We start from the raw sequence: 23,702 nt of genomic DNA on the forward strand, positions 1-23,702 counted from the left end.
TTGTTCTTGTTTTGATCATGAAAGTGTAGCGCCAGTAAAAAATCAACTTGTTTTTTTACTGGCGCCCGACTAGGTTTTTCTCACCCACGCCAGTGGGCATGTCCTCACAACAACAAGAAAACGGGCCCTTCGGGCACCGGCAGGAGGCAATTCGATGCAGGCATTCCCTCGCAGTACCGGTTTATGTGCAGCGCTGTTGGCCGTCGGCCTTGGCAGCGCGCAAGCAGCGCCGCAGATGGTCGTGGTCGGCTATGGCGGCGCCGGTCAGAAAGCCCAGGATGTGGCGATCTTCCAGCCTTTCAGCGCCCAGGACGGCAGCCAGTTGATCCAGAGCGAATACAACGGCGAGATGGCGCGTATCCAGGTGATGGCCGATACCGGCAATGTCGACTGGGATGTGGTGCAGATCGAAGGGCCGGACCTGGCCCGGGGCTGCGACGAGGGCATCTACGAGCGCCTCGACTGGCAGCGGCTGGGGCACGCCGCCGAACTGATACCCGATGCCGCCCAGGCCTGCGGCTCGGCGGCACTGGTGTGGAGCGTGGCGATCGCCTACGACCGCAACAAGCTGGCTGCGGCGCCCGGCTCCTGGGCCGACTTCTGGGATGTGAAGAAGTACCCGGGCAAGCGCGGCCTGCGCAAGCGCGCGGTGTACAACCTGGAATTCGCCCTGATGGCCGACGGCGTCAAGGTCGATGACGTGTACAAGGTGCTGTCGACCCCGGCGGGGGTGGATCGAGCCTTCGCCAAGCTCAGCGAACTCAAGCCCTACATCCAGTGGTGGGATGCCGGCGCGCAACCGGCCCAATGGCTGGCCGCCGGCGACGTGGTGATGACCTCGACCTACAGTGGCCGCATCGCCGTCGCTGCGCAGCAGGGCAGCCCGCTGGCCCTGGTGTGGCCGGGCAGTTTGTATGGCATGGATTACTGGGCCATCATCAAGGGCTCGAAACATGTCGACCAGGCCAAGCGGCTGATCAGCTATGCCAACCAGCCCGATACCCAGGTGCGCTATGTCGAGCAGATTCCCTATGGCCCGACCAACACCCAGGCGGCCGCCAAGCTTGACCCGGCACTGGCCAGCTGGGTGCCGACCTCGCCGCAGAACCTGCAGGGCGCCCTGGCCATGAACGTCGACTTCTGGGTCGACCATGGCGAGGAGCTGGAGCAGCGGTTCAATGCCTGGGCCAGTAAATGAGTGAAGGATGACCAACCATGAGCACTGCTGAACAATCGTTGCGCGAGCAATTGGCCGCCTGTTACCGGCTGATCGCTCACTTTCGCATGTCGGACCTGATCTTCACCCACATCTCGGTGCGCCTGCCGGGGCCGGAGCATCATTTCCTGATCAACCCCTACGGCCTTCTGTTCGACGAGATCACGGCCTCCAGCCTGGTCAAGATCGACCTGCAGGGCAGGCCGGTGGAGCCGACCCCGCACCCGGTCAACCCGGCCGGCTTCGTCATCCACAGCGCCATCCACGGCGCCCGCGAGGACGCCCAGTGCGTGCTGCACACCCATACCCGCGCGGGCTGTGCGGTGGCGGCGCTGGAGTGCGGGTTGCTGGCGGTGAACCAGATTTCCATGGAGTTCTACGGCAAGGTGGCCTACCACGCCTACGAGGGCATCGCCCTGGACATGGACGAGCAGCAGCGGCTGGTGGCGGACCTGGGCGACAAGCCGGTGATGATCCTGCGCAACCACGGCCTGCTGACCACCGGGCGCAACGTGGCCGAGGCGTTCCTGCGCATGTACTACCTGGAGAAGGCCTGCGAGATCCAGCTGGCGGCGCAGAGTGCCGGGCAACTGGTGCTGCCGGCGGCAGAGGTGTGCGCGCACACCGAGCGGCAGTTCAACGAGCCGGCGCGGGGGCTCAAGCAAGGCGAGCTGACCGACCCGGATGCCCTGCAGCTGGCCTGGGCGGCGTTGCTGCGGATGCTCGACAGAACGGCGCCGGATTATCGCAACTGATTCCAACCTCTGGACCAAGCAGCAAGGCCTGCTGCAGAACTTGTGGGAGCCGGCTTGCCGGCGATAGGGCCTGACTGTGCTGGCCTCATCGCCGGCAAGCCGGCTCCCACAGCGACTCTGGAAGCCCAGGGCTCAACGCAACTCAGGGACGATCATGCGGGCCGGGGCTTGGGCGGCGCGGTGCCGAGCCACCCAGTAATAGAGCAGGCTGGGCACCACCAGGCCGATCAGCCAGGACACATCCACGCCGCCCAGGTGCGCGACCATGGGGCCGGTGTACAGCTTGATGTCGATGAATGGCATCTGCACCAGCACGCCTGCGGTGTACACGCTGATGCCGGGCCAGTTCCAGCGGCCGTAGCGGCCATCGGGGTCGGCCAGCGCGGGCACGTCGTAGCGCTCCTTGGTGATGAAGTAGTAGTCCACCAGGTTGACCGCACTCCAGGGCACGAAGAACGTCAGCAGGAACAGGATGAACGACTTGAAGGCGCTGAGGAACGAGTGCTGGCCGAGCAGCGCCAGCAGGGTTGCGGCGCCGACGATCAGCAGCACGAACAGCAGGCGCTGGGTGCGGCTGATCGCAAGATTGCCCCGGAAACCGCTGATGATGGTGGCGATACACATGAAGCTGCCGTAGGAATTCAGCGTGGAAATGGTCACCTTGCCGAAAGCGATGCTGAAATACAGCAGGGCCGCCGTAGTCCCCACGCCGCCCAGGCCGACGATGTAGGCCACTTCGCGGCCGGAAAATTCACCGCCAGCGATGGCGGCGGCGAATACCCCGAGGATCATCGAGGCCTGCGCGCCGATCACCGAACCCAGCCCGGCGGCGAGGAAGGTCTTGAGCGGCGAAGTGCTGCTGGGCAGGTAACGCGAATAGTCGGCGACGTAGGGGCCGAAGGCGATCTGCCAGGATGCGGCCAGTGACACCGCGAGCAGGAACGAGGCCCAGCTGAAGTGGCGGTTGTCGAGCAACTGGCCGATGTCGGCGATCAGCAGGATGCGGCTGAACAGGTAGACGAAGGCGATGAGGCCGAGCACGCTGGCGATCCGCCCGATCCAGTGGATCACCCGGTAGCCGGCCAGGGTCGCAAGCACGATCACCGCGGCGAAGATCAGAATGCCGGTGCTGTCGCTGACGCTCAGCAACTGGCCGATGGCCTGGCCCGACAGCACCGTGCCAGTGGCGGTGAAGCCCAGGTACATCAGGCACACCAGCACCATCGGGATGGCCGCGCCATAGACCCCGAACTGCACCCGGCTGGAAATCATCTGCGGCAAGCCCAGGCGCGGGCCTTGGGCGGCGTGCAGGGCCATGACCGCGCCACCGATCAACTGCCCCAGCAGCAGGCCGATCAGCGACCAGAACACGTCGCCGCCCAGCACAACGGCCAGGGCGCCGGTGACGATGGCGGTTATCTGCAGGTTGGCGCCTAGCCACAGGGTGAATTGGCTGTACACCTTGCCATGGCGTTCGGCCTCGGGGATGTAGTCGATCGAACGCCGTTCGAGCACGGGTTTGCTGGACATTTGGGGCTCCGCTTCATTGTTTTTGTGTCGGGGAGGGGCCACGGGCGGCACGTCGCATGCGCGGCCTGGCTCTGATATGAGCATGTCTATACAAGTAGGGTCAAGTGAAGCTTGCCGGCCACGACAGCTGACTGTTACGCCAGGCTGGGCGGCAACTGTGCCGGTCCTTGGGCGAGCGATGGCCGTATGCTGTAACGAAATATGTCTAGAACGCCTGAATAAGGAAGTAGTCGCAATGCCACTGAAGGATTTGCTGATCGCCCTGGTGGTCATCGTCGCCTGGGGTATCAATTTCGTGGTCATCAAGGTCGGCCTCGATGGCCTGCCACCGATGCTGCTCGGGGCGTTGCGCTTTTTGCTGGTCGCCTTCCCGGCGGTGCTGCTGGTCAAACGCCCGAAATTGCCGTGGCGCTGGCTGATCGCCTATGGCGCGACGATTTCGCTGGGCCAGTTCGCCTTCCTCTTCCAGGCCATGTACAGCGGCATGCCGCCGGGCCTGGCGTCGCTGGTGCTGCAGTCGCAGGCCTTCTTCACCCTGGGCTTCGCCGCGCTGTTTCTCGGCGAGCGGCTGCGCCTGGCCAGCGTGCTGGGCCTGCTGGTGGCCGCCAGCGGCCTGGCGCTGATCGGCAGCGAAGACGGCGGCCACGTACCGATGGTGGCGCTGCTGCTGACCCTGTGCGCGGGGGCCATGTGGGGCATGGGCAACATCATCACCCGCCGCTTCGGGTCGGTGGACTTGGTGGCGCTGGTGATCTGGGGCGGGCTGATTCCGCCGCTGCCGTTCCTGGCGTTGTCCTGGTGGCTGGAGGGGCCGGCGCGGATCAGCCATGCCTTGCTCAACATCGGCTGGAGCTCGGTGCTGGCCCTGGCTTACCTCGCGTTCGTCGCCACCATGCTCGGCTACAGCCTGTGGAGCACCTTGCTGTCGCGCCACCCGGCAGGCAAGGTCGCGCCGTTCTCGCTGCTGGTGCCGGTGATCGGCCTGAGTTCTTCGGCGTGGTTGCTGGGGGAGCGGCTAACCGCGGTGCAGGGGTGGGGCGCGCTGCTGGTGATGCTGGGGTTGCTGGTCAATGTGTTCGGGCCCAAGCTCGGGCAGCGCTTGAGGGCTGCCAGCGCCCAGTGAGCAGGGCTTTGTTAGACTGGCGTCTTTGCCAGGCCAATGGAGCTCCCCATGATCATTTCCACCACCAGCCAGCTCGAAGGCCGCCCGATAGCCGAGTACCTCGGCGTGGTCAGTTCCGAATCGGTGCAGGGCATCAACTTCGTGCGCGATTTCTTCACACGCTTTCGCGACGTCTTCGGGGGCCGCTCGCAGACCCTGGAAAGCGCACTGCGTGAGGCGCGCGAGCAGGCGACCGAAGAACTCAAGGCGCGGGCACGGCAGTTGCAGGCCGATGCCGTGGTGGGTGTCGACTTCGAAATCAGCATGCCGTCGGTGCAGGGCGGCATGGTCGTGGTATTTGCCACCGGCACCGCCGTGCGCCTGAAGTAGGCAAAGTGCCACTGGTCGGCTGGCGATTTGCTCGGCCGGGCAGTCTGCAAATGACCGGCTAGTCTCACTTTCACAGGCTGCGTTTTCCTAGGCAAACCCTGTTGTTGCCGGCGCAGTCGCCACTGTGGGAGACGGGGCATGAGCGAGTCCTTTTTCGAAGACATGAACGATGCGTTTCCGATCAACAGCCAGGTGCGCTGCGGCCAGTCGGCCTTCCGCCTGGGCTTCGCGCACATGACCCTGGACGATTCGGAACAACTGCAGCCGGCCCATCTGCAGCGCGCCAAGAAGGGCCGCTTCACGCCGAGGCTTCCGCCGAAAAAGTGACACTGTTCACACAACCCCGCCCAGTGGCGGGGTTTTTCTTGTCGTTGCTTGACCCGGCTCATGGTAACGGCGGGTTGCGCTCGCCCGAGCCCGGCAGTTGTGGTTTTCTGGCGCGACATCTCAGGCAAGGAAGGAGTGAGGTTCCATGCGAGTCAGGGAAGAAACCTACTGGCAGTGGGCGGATGCGCAATTGCACAGCCGCTGCCACGATGAAGCGTTGAGCGATGGCACCACCCTCGATGTGCAAGTGCGCCTGTCGCGGGTGGGCGCCACGCAATTGTTCCTGGGGCTGTACGGCCAGGATGGCAGGGCGTTGCTGGAGGAGTACTACCCGTCACGCCCCGGCGAAACCATGACCCGGGCATTGGTGTGGGGTGTCGACCGCGCGCGGGCACTGGCCATCGGCGCCCTCGAAATGCCGCAGCGGCAGCGGCGCCGGGCATGAAAAAGCCCGGCCAGAAGGGCCGGGCTCAGGAAGTGGTGCAATCGCTCAGTTGAGCGGATCGATCACCTTGACTGCCTGCCGCTCACGGGCGGCGGGCCATTCTTGTTGCAGGGTCTGCAGAACGCGGCCGACGAACTCGGTGTCGGCGGCGGCCTTCTTGCCGACGTAGCCCTGGCCACGGCGGTAGACCTTGAAGCGGGCGCGCATGCTGGGCAGGTGCGCTTCGAATTCATCTTCGATGGTGTTCGGCGGCAGGCGGTCGAGGCGCACTTCGCCGGTTTGGCTGACCCACAGCAAGTGGTCGTCGAGGCTGTCTTTGCGCAAGGCGAACAGCTGGGCCAGTTGGTCGATCGTAGGATTGTTGTTCAAGTTCATCATAAAGCCCCCATTACCCATTGTTTGGTGATTTTCACAGTTGGCGCCACACCATGTAGCGCACTACCAAGGCTGCTACAGCAGCATCGCAACAGGGGCTTTCTCACGCTGCCTTTTGGACAGTTCCCTCTCCACGGACAACCTGCGTTACCGCGCAGGCCGTCTGGAACACCCTTGCCACCGCTCCCGATCGGGGAACGGCTTCATCATGCACAAGGGCGATGAACGGCGTCAACCGTTTTGTAGTGAATATTTTTAGTCACTACATATTGTTCGACAATCCACGTGCGCAGGCCGGTCACTGGCCAAGGTTGGCGAGAATTCGGTAGGCGGCGCGCACCCGCGCGTCGTTGGGGTAATTGCGGTTGGCGAGCAATATGATGGCCTTGCCTTCGCTTGGAATGAACGCGGCATAGGCGCCAAAACCATTGGTCGAACCGGTCTTGTTGTACCAGGCCTGGGTTGCGGCAGGCAGGGCCGGGTCGAGGCGCTGGGTGGCCTGGGGCTCGCGGATCAGCCGCGGGCTGTTGCCATCGACCAGGGTGTCCAGCGACACCGGGTAGGGGTAGCGCTCCCAGCCCAGCCCCTGGGTCATGGCGCCCACCTGGAAGTAGCCCGCCTGGGTGATGGCCAGTGCCTTGCGCAGCGCCTGGGGTAGCTCGGCCGGTTGCACCTGCAGGCGCACGTAGCGCAGCAGGTCGCGGGCGCTGGTCTTGATGCCGTAGGCCTCATCGGCAAAGGGGCCTGGGCTGACCCGCACGGGGCGGTTCTGGGCATCGTAACCTTGGGCATACAGGCTTTGGGCCTTGGCCGGTACTTGCAGGTAGGTGTGCTGCAAGCCCATCTGCGGCAACAGGCCCTGGCTCATCAGCTCGGCGAACGGGCGCTTTTGCGCGCGCGCGGCGAGGTCGCCGAACAGGCCCAGGCTTGGGTTGGAATAGCAGCGCTGGGTGCCGCGCGCGCTGCGCGGCTGCCAGTTGCGCAGGAAGGCCAGCGCCTGCTGGTCGGTCTGTACCTCGTCGGGGAACTGCAAGGGCAGGCAGTCGGCACTGTAGGCGCCCAGTTCCAGCACGCTGGCTTCACCCAGCGCGGTGCCGGCCAGGGCCGGCTGGTAGCGCCGGGCCGGGGCCTGCAGGTCGAGCCTGCCTTCGGCGCTGGCCAGGGCGGCGAGGGTGGCGGTGTAGGTCTTGCTCAGCGAGCCGATCTCGAACAGCGTATCGGCGCTCACCGGTTCACCGCCGGCCTTGCTCGCCACGCCATAGCTGAAGTACTGCGCCTGGCCGTTGGCGAACACCGCCACCGCCATGCCGGCAATGTCGTGCTCCTTCATCAGCGGGGCGATCACAGCGTCCACCTGGGCCTTGAGTGAAACGCCGGCATGCGCGGTGGCGCTGCCCAGGGCGATGGCAGTGGCGGCAACGAGCGGGGCGAGGCGGGTGAGGGGCATGCAAGGGTCCTTTTCGGGATTGTGTCCGTTGAGCGACACCGGCGGGGGTTCCGGCGTTAGCAGGAAAAAACCGCAGACCTTATCGTGTGCCCTGCACAACGACAAGACGGAAACGGTTATGAAGTATTTGCGCATGTTGTTCGACAATTTCACCCTGGCATTGCTCGGGGTGGTATTCCTCGCCACGGTGCTGCCCTGCTCGGGCGACGGTGCGGTCTACTTCGGCTGGCTGACCAACCTGGCCATCGGCCTGCTGTTCTTCCTGCATGGCGCCAAGCTGTCGCGCGAGGCGATCATCGCCGGTGCCGGGCACTGGCGTCTGCACCTGTTGGTGTTCTCTTGCACCTTCGTCATGTTCCCGTTGCTGGGCATGGCCTTCAAGCCGCTGTTCGTGCCGCTGGTAGGCAACGAGCTGTACCTGGGCGTGTTGTACCTGTGCGCCTTGCCGGCCACCGTGCAGTCGGCCATCGCCTTCACTTCGCTGGCACGCGGCAACGTGCCGGCCGCCATCTGCAGCGCGGCCGCCTCCAGCCTGCTGGGCATCTTCCTCACGCCGCTGCTGGTGATGATGTTGCTGGGCGCCAGTGGCGACACCGGCTCGGGCCTGGATGCGGTGCTGAAGATCACCCTGCAGCTGCTGGTGCCGTTCGTGGCCGGGCAGATTGCTCGCCGCTGGATCGGGGCCTGGGTCAAGCGCAATGCCCGCTGGCTGAAACGGGTGGACCAGAGCTCGATTTTGCTGGTGGTGTACACCGCGTTCAGCGAGGCGGTGGTCACCGGGCTGTGGCACACCGTGTCGCCGCAGCACCTGGCAGGGCTGTTCGCCGTGTGCGGGATCCTGCTGGCGGTGGTGCTGTTCGGCACGCGCCTGCTGGGCAAGGTGCTGGGCTTCAACCTCGAAGACCGCATCACCATTCTTTTTGCCGGTTCCAAGAAGAGCCTGGCCACCGGGGTGCCCATGGCGCAGGTGCTGTTCGTGGGCAGCGGCATCGGGGCGATGATCCTGCCGTTGATGCTGTTCCACCAGATCCAGCTGATGGTGTGCGCGGTATTGGCCCAGCGCTATGCCAGCCGCGAAGAAGCGCCTGAACAAGCGGCGGCGTCTTCCTGAACCCAAGGCGCCTTCACGCCGGCCTCTGCACAGGGGCCGGCTAGCGCGCCTGGCCTGAGCTGCGTTCGCGCAATGCCTTGGCCACCTCGGCCTCGATCTTGTAGGCCGGCCCCTCCAGTGCCTGGTAGTCGCGCGTGTAGCGCCGGGCAAAATCCTCTACGCCCAGTTCCTGATACTGCTGCACATGCTTGAGCTCGTGGGCCCACAGCGCCACGTTGTCCTCGGCATCGCTGGCATGGCGGAAGATGATCGTGTCGATCAGCGTCACCGCGTTCACATCGGGGTTCTGCAGCATCGCGTTGGCGGCGCTGACCTGCTGTTCGTCGCCCACCCGGTAGCGCGCCGCGTCGAGCACGGCAAAGTCGTACCAGGGCTCGAGCTGGGCGCGGATGTGCAGAGGGATGGGTTGGCTGCCGCTGGCAGTGGCCTCATCGCGGGCCTGGCGCAGGGCGAAGGCCAGGCTGCTGGAGGCCATGACCTCGACGTCCTTGAGCACCTGGCCAGCCTGGCCCGGGTCGATCGGCGCGCAGAAGCACCCCATCAGGCATACCTGGTATTGCCCGGGCGGGCAGGTTTGTTCGGCCATCACCGGCACACTGGCCAGTATCAGCAGCAGCAGGCTAGCGGCTCTCATTCAAGGCCTTGTCGACGAAGCTTCGGCTGGCGGCCAGCACCTGGGCCTGCACGCTTTCGCTGGCGAGCATGCGCCCGACCACCAGCGCACCGACACATTGGCTGATCAAGGCCCAGGCCAGGGTGTCGTCGCCCAGGGTTTCGCTCCAGGCCGCGTGCAGGCTCACTAGCCAATGCTCGGCCTGCTCGCGCACCGGCCGCTCGGCCCGGGCAATTTCCACGCCCAGAGGCGGCAAAGGGCAGCCGCCTTCGGCATTGTGCAGGTGCGCCATGCTCAGGTACTGCTGCAGGCAGCGTTCCAGGCGCTCGCGGCTGGCGCCTTTCTGGGCCAGGCGCGCCAGCGGGCTGTTGCCCAGCTCCTGGCGCACCACTTCGGTGAACAGGTCATCCTTGGACGGGAAGTGGTTGTAGAAGGCGCCGCCGGTCAGGCCGATGGCTTTCATCAGCCCGGCGACCCCGGTGCTGGCGAAACCGCCGCGCTTGGCCAGCGCACCGCTGCTGGCCAGCAGCTTGTCGCGGGTCTGTTGCTTGTGATCGCTGGAGTAGCGCATGGAAACCTCTGAGCGCTGGCTTGACGTTGGGGGCGATCATAACATAGCGTTCGTTTACTAAACGATCATTCACCCATGGAGGCGCACGTGGCAGAACAACAAAAAGTGGTGCTGGTGATAGGTGCGGGAGACGCCACGGGCGGCGAAATTGCCAAGCGTTTCGCCCGCGAGGGCTACATTGCCTGCGTGACCCGGCGCCAGGCGCAAAAGCTGCAACCGCTGCTGGACGAGATCCGCGCGGCGGGCGGCCAGGCCCATGGGTTTGGCTCCGATGCACGCAAGGAAGAGGAGGTGGCGGAGCTGGTCGACACGATCGAGCGTGATATCGGGCCGATCGAAGCCTTTGTCTTCAACATCGGCGCCAACGTGCCCTGCAGCATCCTCGACGAAACCCCGCGCAAGTACTTCAAGATCTGGGAAATGGCGTGTTTCGCCGGCTTCCTCACTGCCCAGGCAGTGGCCCGGCGCATGGTCACCCGCGAGCGCGGCACGCTGCTGTTCACCGGAGCCACTGCCGGTACCCGCGGCGCAGCCGGGTTCGCGGCCTTCGCCGGGGCCAAGCACGGCTTGCGCGCCCTGGCCCAGAGCATGGCGCGGGAGTTGGGGCCGCGGAACATCCATGTCGCCCACGTGGTGGTGGACGGCGCCATCGATACGGCGTTCATCCGCGACACCTTCCCTGAGCGCTACGCCCTCAAGGATCAGGATGGCATCCTCGACCCCGCGCACATCGCCGACAGCTATTGGTTCCTGCACGCCCAGCCGCGCGATGCCTGGACCTTCGAACTCGACCTGCGCCCGTGGATGGAGCGCTGGTAAGCCCCGACTTTTCAAGGAGAGTGCCGCATGAGCAAGACCGTCGAGTTCTTCTTCGACCTGGGCAGCCCCGCCAGCTACCTGGCCTGGACCCAACTGCCCGACCTGTGCGCCCGGCAGGGCGCAACACTGAGCTACCGGCCGATGCTGCTGGGCGGGGTGTTCCACGCCACCGGCAATGCATCGCCGGCAATGATCCCCGCCAAGGGCCGCTACATGTTCACTGACCTCGGCCGTTATGCCGCGCGCTATGGCGTGCCGTTCGGGCTGCCGCCGGGGTTTCCGCTCAACACCTTGGCGCTGATGCGCGGCGTGATGGGCACGCAGATGCACGCACCCGCGCGCTTCGAGGCGCTGCTGGCGGTGCTGTTCAATGGGCTATGGGCGCAGCGGCGCAACCTGGGGGAAGCTGGCGTGCTGGACGAGATACTGCGCCAGGCCGGTTTCGACCCCGCGCAGTTCCACGCCCTGGCGGCAGACCCTGAGGTAAAGGCCGCGCTCAAGCAGGCGACCGAAGAGGCTGTGGCGCGCGGGGTGTTCGGCGCGCCAACGTGCTTTGTCGAGGGGCAGATGTATTTTGGCCAGGACCGCCTGGACTTCGTCGAGCAGGCGCTGGGTCAGCCGGCGCGCAGCTAGCGCTACCGGCAGCCGGGTATCAGAAATTGGCCGGGGTGTTGGCGCTGATGATTTCGGCCTCATCCTGGCCGATGTTCTTGAAGCTGTGGGGCAGGGTGGTGGGGATGTAGTAGCCATCGCCGGAGTTGAGGATGCTCACCTGGCCATCGACCCACAGTTCCACGGTACCGCGGGTGACCAGGCCACATTCTTCGCCTTCGGCATGCACGATCGGCTCGCCCGAGTCGGCGCCCGGGGCATACAGCTCGCGCAGCATGCGCATCTGGCGCGCCTCGACACTGGCACCGACCAGCAGCATGCGCAGGCCATTGCGGCCCAGGTCCGGTTGTTCACCGGCGCGGAATACGAAACGTTCTTCGCGTACCGGTTCGTCGAAGCTGAAGAATTCCGCCAGGGTCATGGGGATACCTTCGAGCAGCTTCTTCAGGGAACTGACCGACGGGCTGACGCGGTTCTGCTCGATCTGCGAGATCGTCGAGTTGGTCAGCCCGCTGCGGCGGGCCAGCTCCCGCTGGGAGAGGTTGTTGCGTTCACGCACCAGTTTGAGTCGTGTCCCCGTGTCCATAGCCGCCTTGTAATTAGAGGTGTTAAAAATAATGGGCGACGCATTAAAACACACTCTGCACGCTTGCGCGCTGTGCTTCTCAAGCCCGCTGATCGCGCGGCATCGGCCATAGCCCGACCAACAGCAACAGCAGCGCCACGGCCAGGAACGGCAGGCGCGGGTCGACGGCATACACCAGTGTCCCGGCCAGCGGCCCGATCACCGCGCCCATGCCTTGCGCAGCGCCAATGGAGCCTGCGGTCGAGCCCTGTTCCGAGGCCTTCATGGCATTGGCCGCCAGTGCCGAGAACGACGGGAAGACGAAACCCATGCCCGCCGCCGCCACGAAGTAGCAGCCCCACAGCCATGGCGCGCTGGTGGCCAGCGCACCCGCCGCAAAACCCAGCGCCGAGACACTGGCGCCGACCCGGATCATCTTCAGCGGTGGCCACTGCAACTGGCGCAGGATGACCTGGGACAGGATCAGCGCCACGCCGACGGTGGTCAGTGCAATGCCCGCGGTTTGCGCAGCCTCTGCCGCCCCGAGGTGCAAACGGTCGAGGGCGAAGAAGCCGACGATGATCTGCGAAACGGTGACGCTGAGCATCGCGCTGAAGGCCACCAGCAGCGGCCGGCGCAGGCGTGGGTCGTTCAACCGCACCGGGCTCGGCGCATGGCTGTGGGCCAGGGGCTGTGGCTTGAGCTTGAACAGCAGCACCAGAAACGCCGTGGCCGGCAGCAGCGACATCACATGGAACGGCAGGGCCAAGCTGTGCTCGGCCAGCAACGCGGCCAGCGCTGGCCCCAGCACCAGGCCGACGGCGCTGGCGGCACCCAGCGAGGCCATGGCGCGGGCCCGGCGCTGGGGTTCGACATGGTCGGCGATCAGTGCGTTGCAGGCCACCGGGATGGCGGCGTAGAAGGCGCCGATGGCGCCACGGGCGAGCATCAGGCCAACAAAGGCCAGGGTCGCGCCTGGCAGCCAGTGCAAGGCGCCTTCGATGAACAGGCACAGCACCCAGTAGGCCAGGGTGAAGCCGGCACTGCCCAGCAGCAGGATGCGCCGCCGGCCCAGGCGGTCGGCGGCACGGCCCCAGGGGCGAGCCAGCAGCACCCAGACCACCCCGGCCACGGTCACTGCCGCGCCGGCTTGCCAGGTGGCCATGCCGAGCAGGCGGGCGATCGGCCCGATCAGCGCGACGAAGGCCATCATCGACATGGTGCAGGCCATGGTCACCAGCAACAGCGGGCGCAAGTCCAGGGTGCTGGCGGGAACGAAGGTGGCAGTATCCTTTGCGGCATTCATTGAGGCATTCCAGGGCAGGTCGACAGGCAAGAGTAATGAGAATGCTTGCCGGGTGTCGAGCCTGCCTGGGCAGCCTGCCATCATTCGCTGCGGCGCAACGGGCCTGGCCACATGCTGCGCAATACGCCATCTCGACGCACCAGGGCATGCATCAGCGCAGCGCCCAGGTGCACCACGACGGTGGCGAACAGCAGGTAGCCGGCCCAGCCGTGAGCCTGGCGCAGTACCGCATACAGCTGCAGGTCGTGCGGGGCGATGGCCGGCAGCTGCAAGGGGCGCGGATAGCCGCCGGCCGAGAGCATGGCCCAGCCCAGCAGGGGCATGGCCAGCATCAGGGCATAGAGCAGCACGTGCGAGGCGCCCGCTGCCCAGCGTTGCAGGGGCGGCAGGTCGCGGGGCAGGGCAGGATGGGGCAGGGCCAGGCGCAGGCCGATGCGCAGCAGCACCAGCACCAGCAGCGCCAGGCCGGTGGCCTTGTGCAGCTCGACCAGCAGCGGGTGGCGCGGCGACAGGTCGGCGACCATGCTCACGCCGATGAACAGCATCGCAATGATCAGGATCGCCATCAGCCAATGCAGCAACCGGTGCAGCGGGTGGAAGGCTTGCGGGTTCATGGCTTGGCTCCTGTGCCGAGCGATTCGCGGCTGCGGCGGTTGAACGATTCCGAATAGGCGGCCGAGCGGGCGGCGAGGATCGGGTCGGCGGACGCTTCGATGCCACGGGGCAGGATCAGCGGGTCGAAATTCAGGTCGCGGCAGGCGCCTTGCTCCGGGCCATCAACCTGTTCGACCACCAAGGTGCCGGCGTCGACGCTGCGTCGCTCGGCGGGCCAGGGTTTGGCCGGGTCGTCCACGGCATCACCGGGCTCGGCCAGTACCAGGCGCAAGGTCCAGCGCAGCGGGCCCTGGGCCAGGCGTTGCTGCAGGTCGTGTTGCAGGAACTGCTTGTCGTCGACCTGGCCAGGCAGCGGCGAGAACGGTGTTTGCGGCTCCAGTTGCCAGCGCACCGGGTGGGCCGTGCCACTGCCATCGATCAGGCGAAAGGCGTTGATGCTGTGGTACTGGGTGCTGGCGAAGCTGTCGCTGGGCTTGTAGCTGGCGGCCCACTGGCGGAAGGCGGCGCTTTCCGGGTGGGCGGCGAAAAATGCCTGCATCTTCGCCGGGTCCGGTTTGCCGGTGCCGGGCACCGGGGCCCCAGCCAGTACCTGCTCGTAGAAGCCTTGCGGGTTGCTGACGGCAAGCACCGGTGGGTTGTTCATGCCGGTGCGCCAGATTTGCCCGTCGTCGGTGCTCAGCTGGATCGCCAGGCTGCGCACCGGTATGCCGGTGTCCGGGGCGAACGGGTTGGCGCCGCCGATGGCGAAGCGGCCGATCACCGGCACCCGGGCCTGGCTGAAGGCGCGCGCGGTCGACAGGCTGGCAGCCTGCCCACTGGGCTGGAAGTAGCCGCTGATGCACAAGCCCTTGGCGTGGTTCTTGCGATAGCCCGCGTAGTGCCCGGCCTGGGCCTCGAAGGTGTCGATGATGCGTTGCGGCGTGAGCCGTGGCCCGCCGACCCAGCCGGCGGCGTAGGCAAAGCCTGCCCCCAGGGCCAGCATCACGGCGCCGATGCCCGCCAGGCGCAAGGCCTTGGCGGGCCCGTGCAAAGGTGCGTTCATGGTGATCGTCCGGTTCAGTGAAGGTGGCAGTACGACGGGGCAGGGAAAAACTTATTCCATCGCCTGGAATAAATTTTGTCGCCAGGCGTCTGCCCCCTACACTGACAACCCCAAGGGCCGGTAACCTGCCATGCACGACCTGGACGAACAGCAATGGCGCGAGCTGCTGCAGCGGCTGCGCCGCTTTGCCCTGTGGCTGACCCGCGAGCCCGGCAGCGCCGACGACCTGGTCCAGGCCACTGTCGAGCGCGCCTTGAGCCGGGGTGGCCAGCAGCGCGAGGCAGAGGCGTTGCGCGCCTGGTTGTTCACCATCCTTTATCGGTTGTTTCTCGACAGCAAACGGCGTGAGCGCCTGCATGCCCGCTGGTTGTCCTGGTTCGGCCGCGCCGAGCAGGAAGAGCAGGCACTGGGCGGCAATATCGAGAACATCGTCCTGGCCCAGGCCGACCTGCAGGCCTTCGCCCGCTTGTCGACCGAACAGCGGGCCCTGCTGTTGCTGGTCAGTGTCGAGGGGCTGAGCTACAAGGAGGCCGCCGCGGCCCTGAACATACCCATCGGTACGGTGATGTCGCGCCTGTCCCGCGCCCGTGCCGCCCTGCGCGACTTGACCGAAGGCAGCCCCCAGCCGCCGGCCTTGCGGAGATTGAAATGACACGCCTTATTCCCAGCGAAGATGAACTGCACGCCTATGTCGACGAGCGCCTGGCGCCGGCGCGGCGTGCCGAGGTGCAGGCCTGGCTGGCAGCCAACCCGCAGCAGGCTGCAAGAATCGAGGCCTGGCGCAGCGATGCCCGGCGGCTGCGTGCGGCCTTGGCGGGGTTTGGCGAGCAGCCGGGGGGCACGCAGCTTGACCTTGCGCAGGTGCAGCGGCGCTTGCGCCAGCGCCGCCAGCGGCGCCTGGCCTCGGCAGCGGTTCTGCTGTTGGCGCTTGGCGTAGGTGGCATGGGCGGCTGGCAGGCGCGGCAGGTGACGTTGGCAGGCAGCGAATTGCCCATGGCCGATGCCGTGCAGGCCCATCGCTTGTTCGCCGGCAGCGAGGCGCTGGATATCCAGGCCAGCGACCCGACCCAGTTGCGTGAATGGCTTGGCAGGCATTTCAACCGCGTGGGGCAGTTGCCGGACCTTGCCGGCTACGGCTTCCAGCCTGTCGGCGCGCGCTTGTTGAGCAATGAACAGGGGGCGGCGGCGTTGCTGGTGTTCCAGGACCGCAATGGCCAGCGCATCAGCCTGTTCCTGCGCTCGCCAGGCGATCGTTACCAGCGCATGCCGGACGGGCAGCGGGTCGATGGGCAACTGGAGGCGCGGTACTGGTCCCATGGGGCGTACAACTTTGCCCTGGTCAGTGCGGCCGACGATGTGCGGGGGGCGGGGGTAGGGGAGGTATTGCGGTTGGGGTTGTAAGGCGTTTAAGCGAAGTGGCCTGGCGGAGTTTTTTCAGTGTTGCGAAAATCGAGCGCCGCCCGCGCGGCGCATCGCGGATAAATCCGCTCCCACATTTGTTGCAACGTACCTATGCCTGATAGGCCATGGTTGTCAGCCTTGGTGACACGACGCGATATCTCGGCGAGCGCTAAAAGCGGACGACCATGGCCTGACAGACCGTGGCACGTTGCAACAAATGTAGGAGCGGATTTATCCGCGATGCGCCGCGCGGGCGGCGCTCGATCTCAAAGGCGACATCTACCCAAAGGCAAGCACCCAGCAGCCTCACGCAACCTCAGCTCAACTCCAGCCAGATCGGCGCATGGTCCGAAGGCTTCTCCATCCCCCGCAGTTCATAGTCCACGCCCGCCGCCTTGATCCGCGGCACCAGGTGCTGCGAGGCCATGATCAGGTCGATGCGCAGCCCACGCTTGGGCTCATCCTCAAAACCGCGGCTACGGTAGTCGAACCAGCTGAAGCGGTCGTTCACCTCGGGATACAGGTGGCGGAAGCTGTCCACCAGCCCCCAGCCCTTCAGGCGCTCCATCCACTCGCGCTCCTCGGGCAGGAAGCTGCACTTGCCGGTCTTCAGCCAGCGCTTGGCGTTGTCCGGGCCGATGCCGATGTCGCAGTCCTGGGGCGAGATGTTCATGTCGCCCATCACCAGCACTGGCTGGTCCTGCTTGAACTGGCCTTCCAGCAACGCCTGCAGGTCGCTGTAGAAGCGCTGCTTGGCCGGGAACTTGGTGGGGTGGTCGCGGCTTTCGCCCTGGGGGAAGTAGCCGTTCATGATGGTGATCGGGTTGCCGTCGGCGTCGGCGAACGTGCCCCAGATGAAGCGGCGCTGGGCATCTTCCTCATCCGTGGCAAAGCCCTTGTGCAGGCTCAGGGGGGCCTGGCGCGAGAGCAGGGCGACGCCGTAGTGGCCCTTTTGCCCGTGGTAATGCACGTGGTAGCCCAGGGCCTGCACGTCGGCCAGGGGGAACTGATCGTCGCTGACCTTGGTTTCCTGCAGGCCGATCACGTCCGGCTGGTGCTTTTCGATCAGCGCCGCCAGCTGGTGCGGGCGGGCCCGCAGGCCGTTGATGTTGAAACAGAGGATCTTCATGGAAAGACAATCCCGGTAAAAGGCCGGATGCTAGCCGACATCGGCCACGATCACCAGCATGGCGGCTTTGCCGAGGCGCTGCTAACGTGCTGTCAGGGGTGAACGAAGCGCCGTGGGGCACCTCCAAGGCACTGTATGCCCATTCCAGGAGGACATCCCGCAATGCCCGAAGCCACAGTTGCCCAGGCCCGCATCTGCACGCTCGACGATGGCTACAGCCGCGAGGCCCGCTCGCTGCTGTACCACGCCTACCGTCACGAACCCACCTTTGCCTACATCTTCGAAGCCCAGCGCCCAGGCTACGAGCGGCGCTTGCGGGTGATGGTGCGCGAGTGGGTGCGCCAGCATTTCTACCTGCAGTTGCCCGCCATCGGCCTGCTGCTGGATGACCGCCTGATCGCCCTGGCGCTGATCGTGCCGCCGCAACGGCGCCTGGGCGTGGCCGACAGCTGGGCCTGGCGCCTGCGCATGCTGCTGGGCACCGGCCAGCGCTGTACCCGCCGCTACATGGACTACCAGGCGGCATTGGCCAGCTGCCTGCCCACAGGCCAGGTGCACATGTTGCCGCTGCTGGGCGTGCACCCGCAGTTTCGCGGCGGCCACTACGGCGAGCAATTGTTACAGGCTGTGCACGACTGGTGTGCCGAAGACCCCAACACCCAAGGCGTGGTGCTGGATTCCGGCAACGAGCATTACCTGGCCTTCTACGAGCGGCAGGGCTACGAAGAAATTGGCGAGGTGGCGGTAGGGCCGATCCGCGAGCGGGTGTTCTTCCATCCCAACCCATTGCCTTCCATGCCCACTTCTGCCTGATGCGCGCCAGACGGCTCCCTTGAGCGGCTGGCTCTGGTAGCATGCGCGGCATGACGTATTCAGGAAGACTGACCTGGGGCCTGGTTATCTGGGCCGCCAGTTTCGCAGCATGGGGCCAGAGCGAGTTGCTGGTGCAGGTAAAACCGGCCAACAAGGCGCTCAAGGCCAATGTCGAGGGCTATATCGGCAGCCTTGGAGACCGCGATGAGGAAGCGCTGCTGCGCTTCAGTCGCGGGGCACAGGAGCAGGCGCGCAAGGCCGCGCAGGCACTTGGCTACTATCAGGCGCAGATCGACACCGAGGTCAAGCCGCCGACCAAGGCCGACCAGCCCGCAAAGCTCATCATCCACATCGACCCGGGCGAGCCGGTGCGCCTGCGCAACGCGACCGTGCGCATCGAAGGCCCGGCCAGCGAGATGAAGGCCTTTCGCGTTCCCGACAGCAAGGCCCTGCGCCCAGGCGAGCCGCTCAACCATGGCCTGTACGAGGACGCCAAGCGGCTGATCCAGAACCAGGCATCACGTTACGGCTTCTTCAGCGGGCGTTTCAGCCGCCAGCGCCTTGCGGTCGACCCGCAAGCGGGCGTGGCCGACATCGAACTGGTCTACCAGAGCGGCCCGCGCTATCGCCTGGGCGCGGTCCAGTTCAGCGGCGATTCACCGCTGGACCAGGACCTGCTGCAACGCATGGTTTCCTTCAAGCCCGGCACGCCCTATGACTCGGAGCTGATCGCCGAACTCAACAACGACCTGCAGTCCAGCGGCTATTTCGAAGGCGTGCGGGTAGATGCCGCGCCCACCGCCGCGGTGGACGAACAAATCCCCGTGGATGTGCGCCTGGACATCCGCAAGCCACGGACCATGGGCCTGGGCCTGGGCTTTTCGACCGACGTCGGCCCGCGCGCCAAGGCCAACTGGACGCGCCACTGGGTCAATGCCCAAGGCCACAGCTACGGCTGGGAAACAGAGCTGTCGGCGCCCCGGCAGAACGTCGGGCTGTGGTACGACGTGCCGCTGGATCCGCCGTTGACCGACAAGTTGCGCTTCGCCGGCGGCTACCAGAACGAAGAAATTGCCGGCACCGACACCCTCAGCAAGCTGCTCACCGTCGGCCCGGAATGGCACAGCAAGTTGCCCAGCGGCTGGCAGCGGGTCATTTCCCTGAAGTACCAGCGCGAAGAGTACCGGCTGGGCGACGACTCGGGGCTGAGCAACCTGCTGATGCCCGGCGTGAGCTTTTCCTACCTGCGCAGCGACAACCGCATCGACCCGCACAATGGCTATCGCCTGCAGTTCGACACGCAGGTGGCCAAGGAAGGGCTGGTTTCCGACACCAACCTGCTGCACGGCAATGTCCTGCTCAAGGGCCTCACCACCCTGGGCCACAACCACCGGTTCCTGGGCCGTGTGCAGTTCGGTGGTAGCGCCACCAACGGCTACAAGAACAACATCCCGCCGTCGCTGCGCTTCTTCGCCGGTGGCGACCAGAGCGTGCGCGGCTACGACTACCAGACGCTGTCGCCGAAGAACAGCGACGGCGACCGCATCGGTGGCCGCTACCTGGTGGCCGGCAGTGTCGAGTACCAGTATTCGCTGAGCGAAAAGTGGCGCGTGGCGACCTTCGTCGACCAGGGCAATTCGTTCAACACCCTGGAGCTGCCCAGCCTCAAGACCGGGGTCGGTTTCGGCGTGCGCTGGGTCTCGCCGGTCGGGCCACTGCGCCTGGACCTGGCCAAGGCGCTCGATGACGACGGCGGTATTCGCCTGCACTTCTCCATGGGGCCTGAGCTGTGATGCGTGTGTTGAAATTCATTCTGCTGGGCGTGCTGGGCAGTGTGCTGCTGGTGCTGCTGGGCGTGGGCCTGTTGCTCGGCACCGAAGGCGGCAGCCGCTGGGTACTGGGCAAGGTGCCGGGCCTTGCGGTCAGCGACTTCAAGGGCCGCCTGGCCGGTACCTGGCAGGCCAGCCAGTTGAGCTGGGTCGATGCAGGCAACCGCGTCGAGCTGCAGGCGCCCTTGTTGAACTGGTCACCAGGCTGCCTGCTGCGGGCCAAATTGTGCATCGAACAGCTGCACGCCGAACGCATCGACATGGCCTTTGCGCCGAGCGATCAGCCTGCCGCAAGCGGCCCGTTGCAGCTGCCGACGTTGCGCCTGCCACTGGCCATCGAGGTGGGTGAAGTCAAGGTCGGCCAGGTGCGCCTGGATGGCAGCGACCTGCTGGGTGACCTGCACCTGGCAGCGCACTGGACGGCCAGCGGCCTGCGCATCGATAGCCTGCAACTGCAGCGCGACGATTTGCAGGTGAGCCTGCAGGGCGACCTGCAGCCTGAAGGTGACTGGCCCGTGCAACTGCAGGGCCAGGTGCAGTTGCCCAAGGTAGAAGGGCAGGCCTGGCAACTGGCGTTGACCGCCAAGGGCGAGCTGCAGAAGACCCTGGACCTCGATGCCGTCAGCACGGGCTACCTCGATGCGCACCTCACCGGCAACCTGCAGGCACTGGCCGAACACCTGCCGGCCAAGCTGCAGATCCGCTCCGAGGCGTTCAAGCCAAGCGCATCGCTGCCCGACACGCTGCAACTCAACCAGCTCAAGCTCGACGCCGAAGGCGACCTGCTCAAGGGCTATCAGCTGTCCGGCAGTGCCAGCCTGCCCGCCGAGCAGGCGCCGATCGCCCTGGCGTTGACCGGCAAGGTCGATGCCAAGGGCGCGCAACTGCAGGCCCTGGATTTGACGGCCAGCGACAGCCAGCGCGTCAAGTTGCAGGCCAGCGCCGATTGGCAGAATGGGCTGTTGGCCGACGCCCAGCTGGACTGGCAGGACTTCCCCTGGCTGCGCCTGTATCCGCTGGAAACACCGCCCCAGGTCACCCTCAAGCGCTTCAACGCCCAGGTGCAGTACCGCGATGGCAACTACCAGGGCACCTTCAACGGCGACCTCGATGGCCCTGCCGGAGCCTTCAGCGTGGCCAGCCCGTTCGACGGCGACCTGAGCCAGGTGCGCCTGCCGCAACTGGCCCTGGTTGCCGGGCAGGGCAAGGCGGCCGGCAGTGTGGCCGTGCGTTTTGCCGACACCCTGGCCTGGGATGTCGACCTGCAACTGTCGGCACTCGACCCGGCCTACTGGCTCGCCGAGCTGCCCGGTACCCTGGCGGGCCCGCTGCGCAGCAAAGGCGAGATGAAGGGCGAGCAGCTGACCCTGGACGCCCAGCTCGACCTCAAGGGCCGCCTGCGCGGCCAACCGGCGCTGCTTAAAGTCGAGGCCCAGGGTGCCGGGCAAGCCTGGACCCTGGGCGCGTTGTCGGTGCAGTTGGGTGACAACCGCATCAATGGCAGCGGCAGCCTGCAGCAGCGCCTGGCGGGCCGGGTCGACCTCGACCTGCCGCGCCTGGGGCAGCTGTGGCCCCGGCTGCAGGGGCAGGTCAAAGGCCGGCTGGATGTGAGCGGCACGCTGCAGGCGCCGCAAGGCAAGCTGAGCTTGCTTGGCCAGCAACTGGCGCAGGCGGAAAACCGCATCCAGCGCCTGGACCTGGATGCCAACCTGGACAGCGCCCAGCGTGGCCTGATCGAACTCAAGGCCAACGGCATCCGCCTGGGCGATACCGTGCTGGGCACCTTGAGCGCCAATGGCAAGGGCGACATCCGCCAGCAGGCGCTGACCCTCGCCCTCGATGGCCCGCAGCTGAAACTCGACCTGGGCCTGGACGGCCAGCTGAGCAAGGGCGACTGGCGCGGCCGCCTGGCCAATGGCCGGGTCCAGGCCGGCGGCCAGGACTGGCAATTGCAGGCGCCGGCGCGCCTGCAGCGCCTGGCCAGCGGCCAACTGGACTTCGGCGCCCATTGCTGGCGCTCCGGCCAGGCCAGCCTGTGCGGCGAAGATCAACGCCTGGCGCCTGAACCGCGGCTGCGTTACCACCTCAAGCAATTCCCGCTGCAGAGCCTGGCCCAGTGGCTGCCCAAGGACTTTGCCTGGCAGGGCCTGCTCAATGCCGACGTCAACTTGGACATCCCCGCCAGTGGCCCGAAAGGCACGCTGAGCATCGATGCCAGTGGCGGCACCCTGCAGGTGCGCGACAAAGGCCGCTGGATCGACTTCCCCTACCAGATGCTGCGTATCGACAGCAGCCTGGCGCCACGGCGCATCGATACCCGCCTGGCGTTTCGCGGCGAGCGCCTGGGCGAGCTCAGCCTCAACACCCGGCTCGACCCGCTGGGCAAGAACAAACCGCTGTCGGGCGACTTCCGCCTGGCCGGCCTCGATGTGTCGATTGCCCGGCCATTCGTGCCGATGGTCGAGCGCCTGGCGGGGCAGTTGAATGGCAGTGGCCAGCTGTCCGGCACCTTGCTCAACCCACAGGTCAACGGCAACCTGGTGCTCAGTGGCGGCGAAGTCAGCGGCGCCGAATTGCCGGTGAGCCTGCGAGAGCTGTCACTAAAGGCCGCGATTGCCGGCGAGCAGGTGCAGCTCAATGGCGGTTGGCGCAGTGGCGATGCCGGGCGTGGCCAGTTGACTGGCCAGCTGACCTGGGGCCAGGCCCTGGGCATGGACCTGCACCTGCAGGGCGAGCAGTTGCCGGTGACGGTCGAGCCTTACGCAACCCTGGAGGTGGCCCCGGACCTCAAGCTGCAGATGATCGACGACAAGCTGGCGGTGACCGGCAAGGTCCAAGTGCCCAAGGGCAAGATCACCATCCGCGAGTTGCCACCCTCGACGGTCAAGGTTTCCGACGACACCGTGATCGTCGGCCACCAGACCGAAGAGGGCAAGGCGCCCATGGCCATGGCCATGGACATCGATGTGGAAGTGGGGCGTGACAAGCTGTCCTTCAGCGGCTTTGGTCTTACCGCCAACCTGCTCGGCCACGTGCACATCGGCGACAACATGGACACCCGCGGCGAGCTGAGCCTTGCCGATGGCCGCTACCGGGCCTATGGCCAGCGCCTGACCATCCGCCGCGCACGCCTGTTGTTCGCAGGGCCCATCGACCAGCCTTACCTGGATATCGAGGCGATCCGCCAGGTCGACGATGTGATCGCCGGCATTCGCCTGAGCGGCAGCGCCGAGCAACCGACCACCAAGGTGTTTTCCGAGCCGGCCATGAGCCAGGAGCAGGCCCTGTCCTACCTGGTGCTGGGCCGCCCGTTGGGCACGTCGGGGGAGGATAACAACATGCTTGCCGAGGCTGCGCTTGGCCTGGGCCTGGCCGGCAGCGCGGGGCTCACCGGCAGCCTGGCGTCGAGCCTGGGGATCGATGATTTCCAGCTCGACACCGAAGGCTCCGGCAACACCACCAGCGTGGTGGCCAGCGGCAACCTGACCGAGAAGTTGAGCCTGCGCTATGGCGTCGGGGTGTTCGAGCCGGCCAACACCATCGCGCTGCGCTACAAGTTGAGCAAGAAGGTCTACCTGGAGGCGGCCAGCGGCTTGGCGAGCTCGCTGGATATCTTCTACAAACGCGATTTCTGAGGGCCGTCAGCGACAGGTGGCGGCCTCGATGAACTCGTTGGTTTCCGGTGGCGG

General features: G+C 66.0%; 24 protein-coding genes. 14 read left to right on the forward strand and 10 right to left on the reverse strand.

Features of this window, described 5'->3' with window-relative positions; translation table 11 throughout:
• Positions 1-154: 154 nt before the first annotated feature.
• Together L6D75_RS21380 and L6D75_RS21385 are read left to right on the forward strand one after the other, a co-directional pair.
• Entirely contained in the window at positions 155-1,198 is a 1,044-nt protein-coding gene (locus L6D75_RS21380) for an ABC transporter substrate-binding protein (RefSeq protein WP_176515826.1), read from the forward strand.
• A gap of 17 nt (positions 1,199-1,215) precedes the next feature.
• Entirely contained in the window at positions 1,216-1,971 is a 756-nt protein-coding gene (locus L6D75_RS21385; RefSeq protein ID WP_176515828.1) for a class II aldolase/adducin family protein, read from the forward strand.
• Positions 1,972-2,103: 132 nt separating this feature from the next.
• Here the strand turns inward: L6D75_RS21385 and L6D75_RS21390 are convergent, their stop codons facing one another.
• Positions 2,104-3,501, reverse strand: coding sequence for a purine-cytosine permease family protein (locus L6D75_RS21390; protein WP_176515830.1), 1,398 nt, complete (start codon positions 3,499-3,501; stop codon positions 2,104-2,106).
• Positions 3,502-3,736: 235 nt separating this feature from the next.
• Here L6D75_RS21390 and L6D75_RS21395 point away from each other — a divergent pair, with 235 nt between their 5' ends.
• The 4 genes from L6D75_RS21395 to L6D75_RS21410 all read left to right on the forward strand — a co-directional run bounded on the left by L6D75_RS21395 (position 3,737) and on the right by L6D75_RS21410 (position 5,765).
• A complete protein-coding gene (locus tag L6D75_RS21395; protein ID WP_176515832.1) occupies positions 3,737-4,624 on the forward strand; it encodes an EamA family transporter in 888 nt (295 codons plus the stop codon).
• Between the two features lie 48 nt (positions 4,625-4,672).
• Complete coding sequence (locus L6D75_RS21400) at positions 4,673-4,993, forward strand: YbjQ family protein (protein ID WP_027916804.1); 321 nt, start codon at positions 4,673-4,675, stop codon at positions 4,991-4,993.
• 138 nt (positions 4,994-5,131) lie between these two features.
• Positions 5,132-5,320, forward strand: coding sequence for a hypothetical protein (locus L6D75_RS21405; RefSeq protein WP_176515834.1), 189 nt, complete (start codon positions 5,132-5,134; stop codon positions 5,318-5,320).
• A 145-nt stretch (positions 5,321-5,465) separates the two neighbouring features.
• Positions 5,466-5,765 (forward strand): hypothetical protein, encoded by a 300-nt coding sequence (locus tag L6D75_RS21410; protein ID WP_176515836.1) that lies wholly within the window; start codon positions 5,466-5,468, stop codon positions 5,763-5,765.
• A gap of 45 nt (positions 5,766-5,810) precedes the next feature.
• Here L6D75_RS21410 and L6D75_RS21415 read toward each other — a convergent pair whose 3' ends face one another.
• On the reverse strand, positions 5,811-6,143 hold the full coding sequence (locus L6D75_RS21415) for a hypothetical protein (RefSeq protein WP_176515838.1): 333 nt from the start codon (positions 6,141-6,143) through the stop codon (positions 5,811-5,813).
• A 295-nt stretch (positions 6,144-6,438) separates the two neighbouring features.
• Positions 6,439-7,587: a class C beta-lactamase gene (gene ampC / locus L6D75_RS21420; RefSeq protein ID WP_176515840.1), complete on the reverse strand. Its 1,149-nt coding sequence runs from the start codon at positions 7,585-7,587 to the stop codon at positions 6,439-6,441.
• 118 nt (positions 7,588-7,705) lie between these two features.
• On the opposite strand from ampC, the gene L6D75_RS21425 reads away from it, so the two are divergent.
• On the forward strand, positions 7,706-8,698 hold the full coding sequence (locus tag L6D75_RS21425) for a bile acid:sodium symporter family protein (protein WP_176515842.1): 993 nt from the start codon (positions 7,706-7,708) through the stop codon (positions 8,696-8,698).
• Between the two features lie 40 nt (positions 8,699-8,738).
• Here L6D75_RS21425 and L6D75_RS21430 read toward each other — a convergent pair whose 3' ends face one another.
• Both L6D75_RS21430 and L6D75_RS21435 read right to left on the reverse strand, forming a co-directional pair.
• Entirely contained in the window at positions 8,739-9,332 is a 594-nt protein-coding gene (locus tag L6D75_RS21430; protein ID WP_176515844.1) for an eCIS core domain-containing protein, read from the reverse strand.
• On the reverse strand, positions 9,319-9,882 hold the full coding sequence (locus tag L6D75_RS21435) for a TetR/AcrR family transcriptional regulator (protein ID WP_176515846.1): 564 nt from the start codon (positions 9,880-9,882) through the stop codon (positions 9,319-9,321). The genes L6D75_RS21430 and L6D75_RS21435 overlap by 14 nt, the downstream gene beginning before the upstream one ends.
• Before the next feature lie 87 nt (positions 9,883-9,969).
• Here L6D75_RS21435 and L6D75_RS21440 point away from each other — a divergent pair, with 87 nt between their 5' ends.
• Together L6D75_RS21440 and L6D75_RS21445 are read left to right on the forward strand one after the other, a co-directional pair.
• Positions 9,970-10,701 (forward strand): SDR family oxidoreductase, encoded by a 732-nt coding sequence (locus tag L6D75_RS21440; RefSeq protein ID WP_176515847.1) that lies wholly within the window; start codon positions 9,970-9,972, stop codon positions 10,699-10,701.
• A 27-nt stretch (positions 10,702-10,728) separates the two neighbouring features.
• On the forward strand, positions 10,729-11,334 hold the full coding sequence (locus L6D75_RS21445; protein WP_176515849.1) for a 2-hydroxychromene-2-carboxylate isomerase: 606 nt from the start codon (positions 10,729-10,731) through the stop codon (positions 11,332-11,334).
• Between the two features lie 19 nt (positions 11,335-11,353).
• Here the strand turns inward: L6D75_RS21445 and L6D75_RS21450 are convergent, their stop codons facing one another.
• From L6D75_RS21450 to L6D75_RS21465, 4 genes are all read right to left on the reverse strand, one after another.
• Positions 11,354-11,899: a cupin domain-containing protein gene (locus tag L6D75_RS21450; protein WP_176515851.1), complete on the reverse strand. Its 546-nt coding sequence runs from the start codon at positions 11,897-11,899 to the stop codon at positions 11,354-11,356.
• Between the two features lie 79 nt (positions 11,900-11,978).
• Complete coding sequence (locus L6D75_RS21455; RefSeq protein ID WP_176515853.1) at positions 11,979-13,184, reverse strand: MFS transporter; 1,206 nt, start codon at positions 13,182-13,184, stop codon at positions 11,979-11,981.
• An 80-nt stretch (positions 13,185-13,264) separates the two neighbouring features.
• On the reverse strand, positions 13,265-13,798 hold the full coding sequence (locus L6D75_RS21460; RefSeq protein ID WP_176515855.1) for a cytochrome b: 534 nt from the start codon (positions 13,796-13,798) through the stop codon (positions 13,265-13,267).
• Entirely contained in the window at positions 13,795-14,847 is a 1,053-nt protein-coding gene (locus tag L6D75_RS21465) for a catalase family peroxidase (protein ID WP_176515861.1), read from the reverse strand. Before L6D75_RS21465 ends, L6D75_RS21460 begins: the two co-directional genes overlap by 4 nt.
• 124 nt (positions 14,848-14,971) lie before the next feature.
• On the opposite strand from L6D75_RS21465, the gene L6D75_RS21470 reads away from it, so the two are divergent.
• Both L6D75_RS21470 and L6D75_RS21475 read left to right on the forward strand, forming a co-directional pair.
• Positions 14,972-15,493 carry a sigma-70 family RNA polymerase sigma factor gene (locus L6D75_RS21470; protein ID WP_176515857.1) on the forward strand — a complete coding sequence of 174 codons (522 nt, stop codon included), beginning with the start codon at positions 14,972-14,974 and terminating at the stop codon, positions 15,491-15,493.
• Complete coding sequence (locus tag L6D75_RS21475; RefSeq protein ID WP_236193802.1) at positions 15,490-16,242, forward strand: anti-sigma factor family protein; 753 nt, start codon at positions 15,490-15,492, stop codon at positions 16,240-16,242. Before L6D75_RS21470 ends, L6D75_RS21475 begins: the two co-directional genes overlap by 4 nt.
• 316 nt (positions 16,243-16,558) lie before the next feature.
• On the opposite strand, the gene xthA is transcribed toward L6D75_RS21475, so the two are convergent.
• Positions 16,559-17,371, reverse strand: coding sequence for an exodeoxyribonuclease III (xthA, locus tag L6D75_RS21480; RefSeq protein WP_176517977.1), 813 nt, complete (start codon positions 17,369-17,371; stop codon positions 16,559-16,561).
• A 162-nt stretch (positions 17,372-17,533) separates the two neighbouring features.
• Here xthA and L6D75_RS21485 point away from each other — a divergent pair, with 162 nt between their 5' ends.
• From L6D75_RS21485 to L6D75_RS21495, 3 genes are read left to right on the forward strand one after another with little or no spacing between them, the layout of a single operon-like run.
• Complete coding sequence (locus L6D75_RS21485; protein ID WP_176517978.1) at positions 17,534-18,184, forward strand: GNAT family N-acetyltransferase; 651 nt, start codon at positions 17,534-17,536, stop codon at positions 18,182-18,184.
• Positions 18,185-18,234: 50 nt separating this feature from the next.
• On the forward strand, positions 18,235-19,977 hold the full coding sequence (locus L6D75_RS21490) for an autotransporter assembly complex protein TamA (protein ID WP_176517980.1): 1,743 nt from the start codon (positions 18,235-18,237) through the stop codon (positions 19,975-19,977).
• The gene (locus L6D75_RS21495) at positions 19,974-23,648 is read left to right on the forward strand and encodes a translocation/assembly module TamB domain-containing protein (protein ID WP_236193811.1); all 3,675 of its coding nucleotides are present in this window, start codon (positions 19,974-19,976) and stop codon (positions 23,646-23,648) included. The genes L6D75_RS21490 and L6D75_RS21495 overlap by 4 nt, the downstream gene beginning before the upstream one ends.
• Positions 23,649-23,702 lie beyond the last annotated feature (54 nt).

The sequence above is a fragment of the Pseudomonas faucium genome (assembly GCF_021602585.1).
GTDB lineage: Bacteria > Pseudomonadota > Gammaproteobacteria > Pseudomonadales > Pseudomonadaceae > Aquipseudomonas > Aquipseudomonas faucium.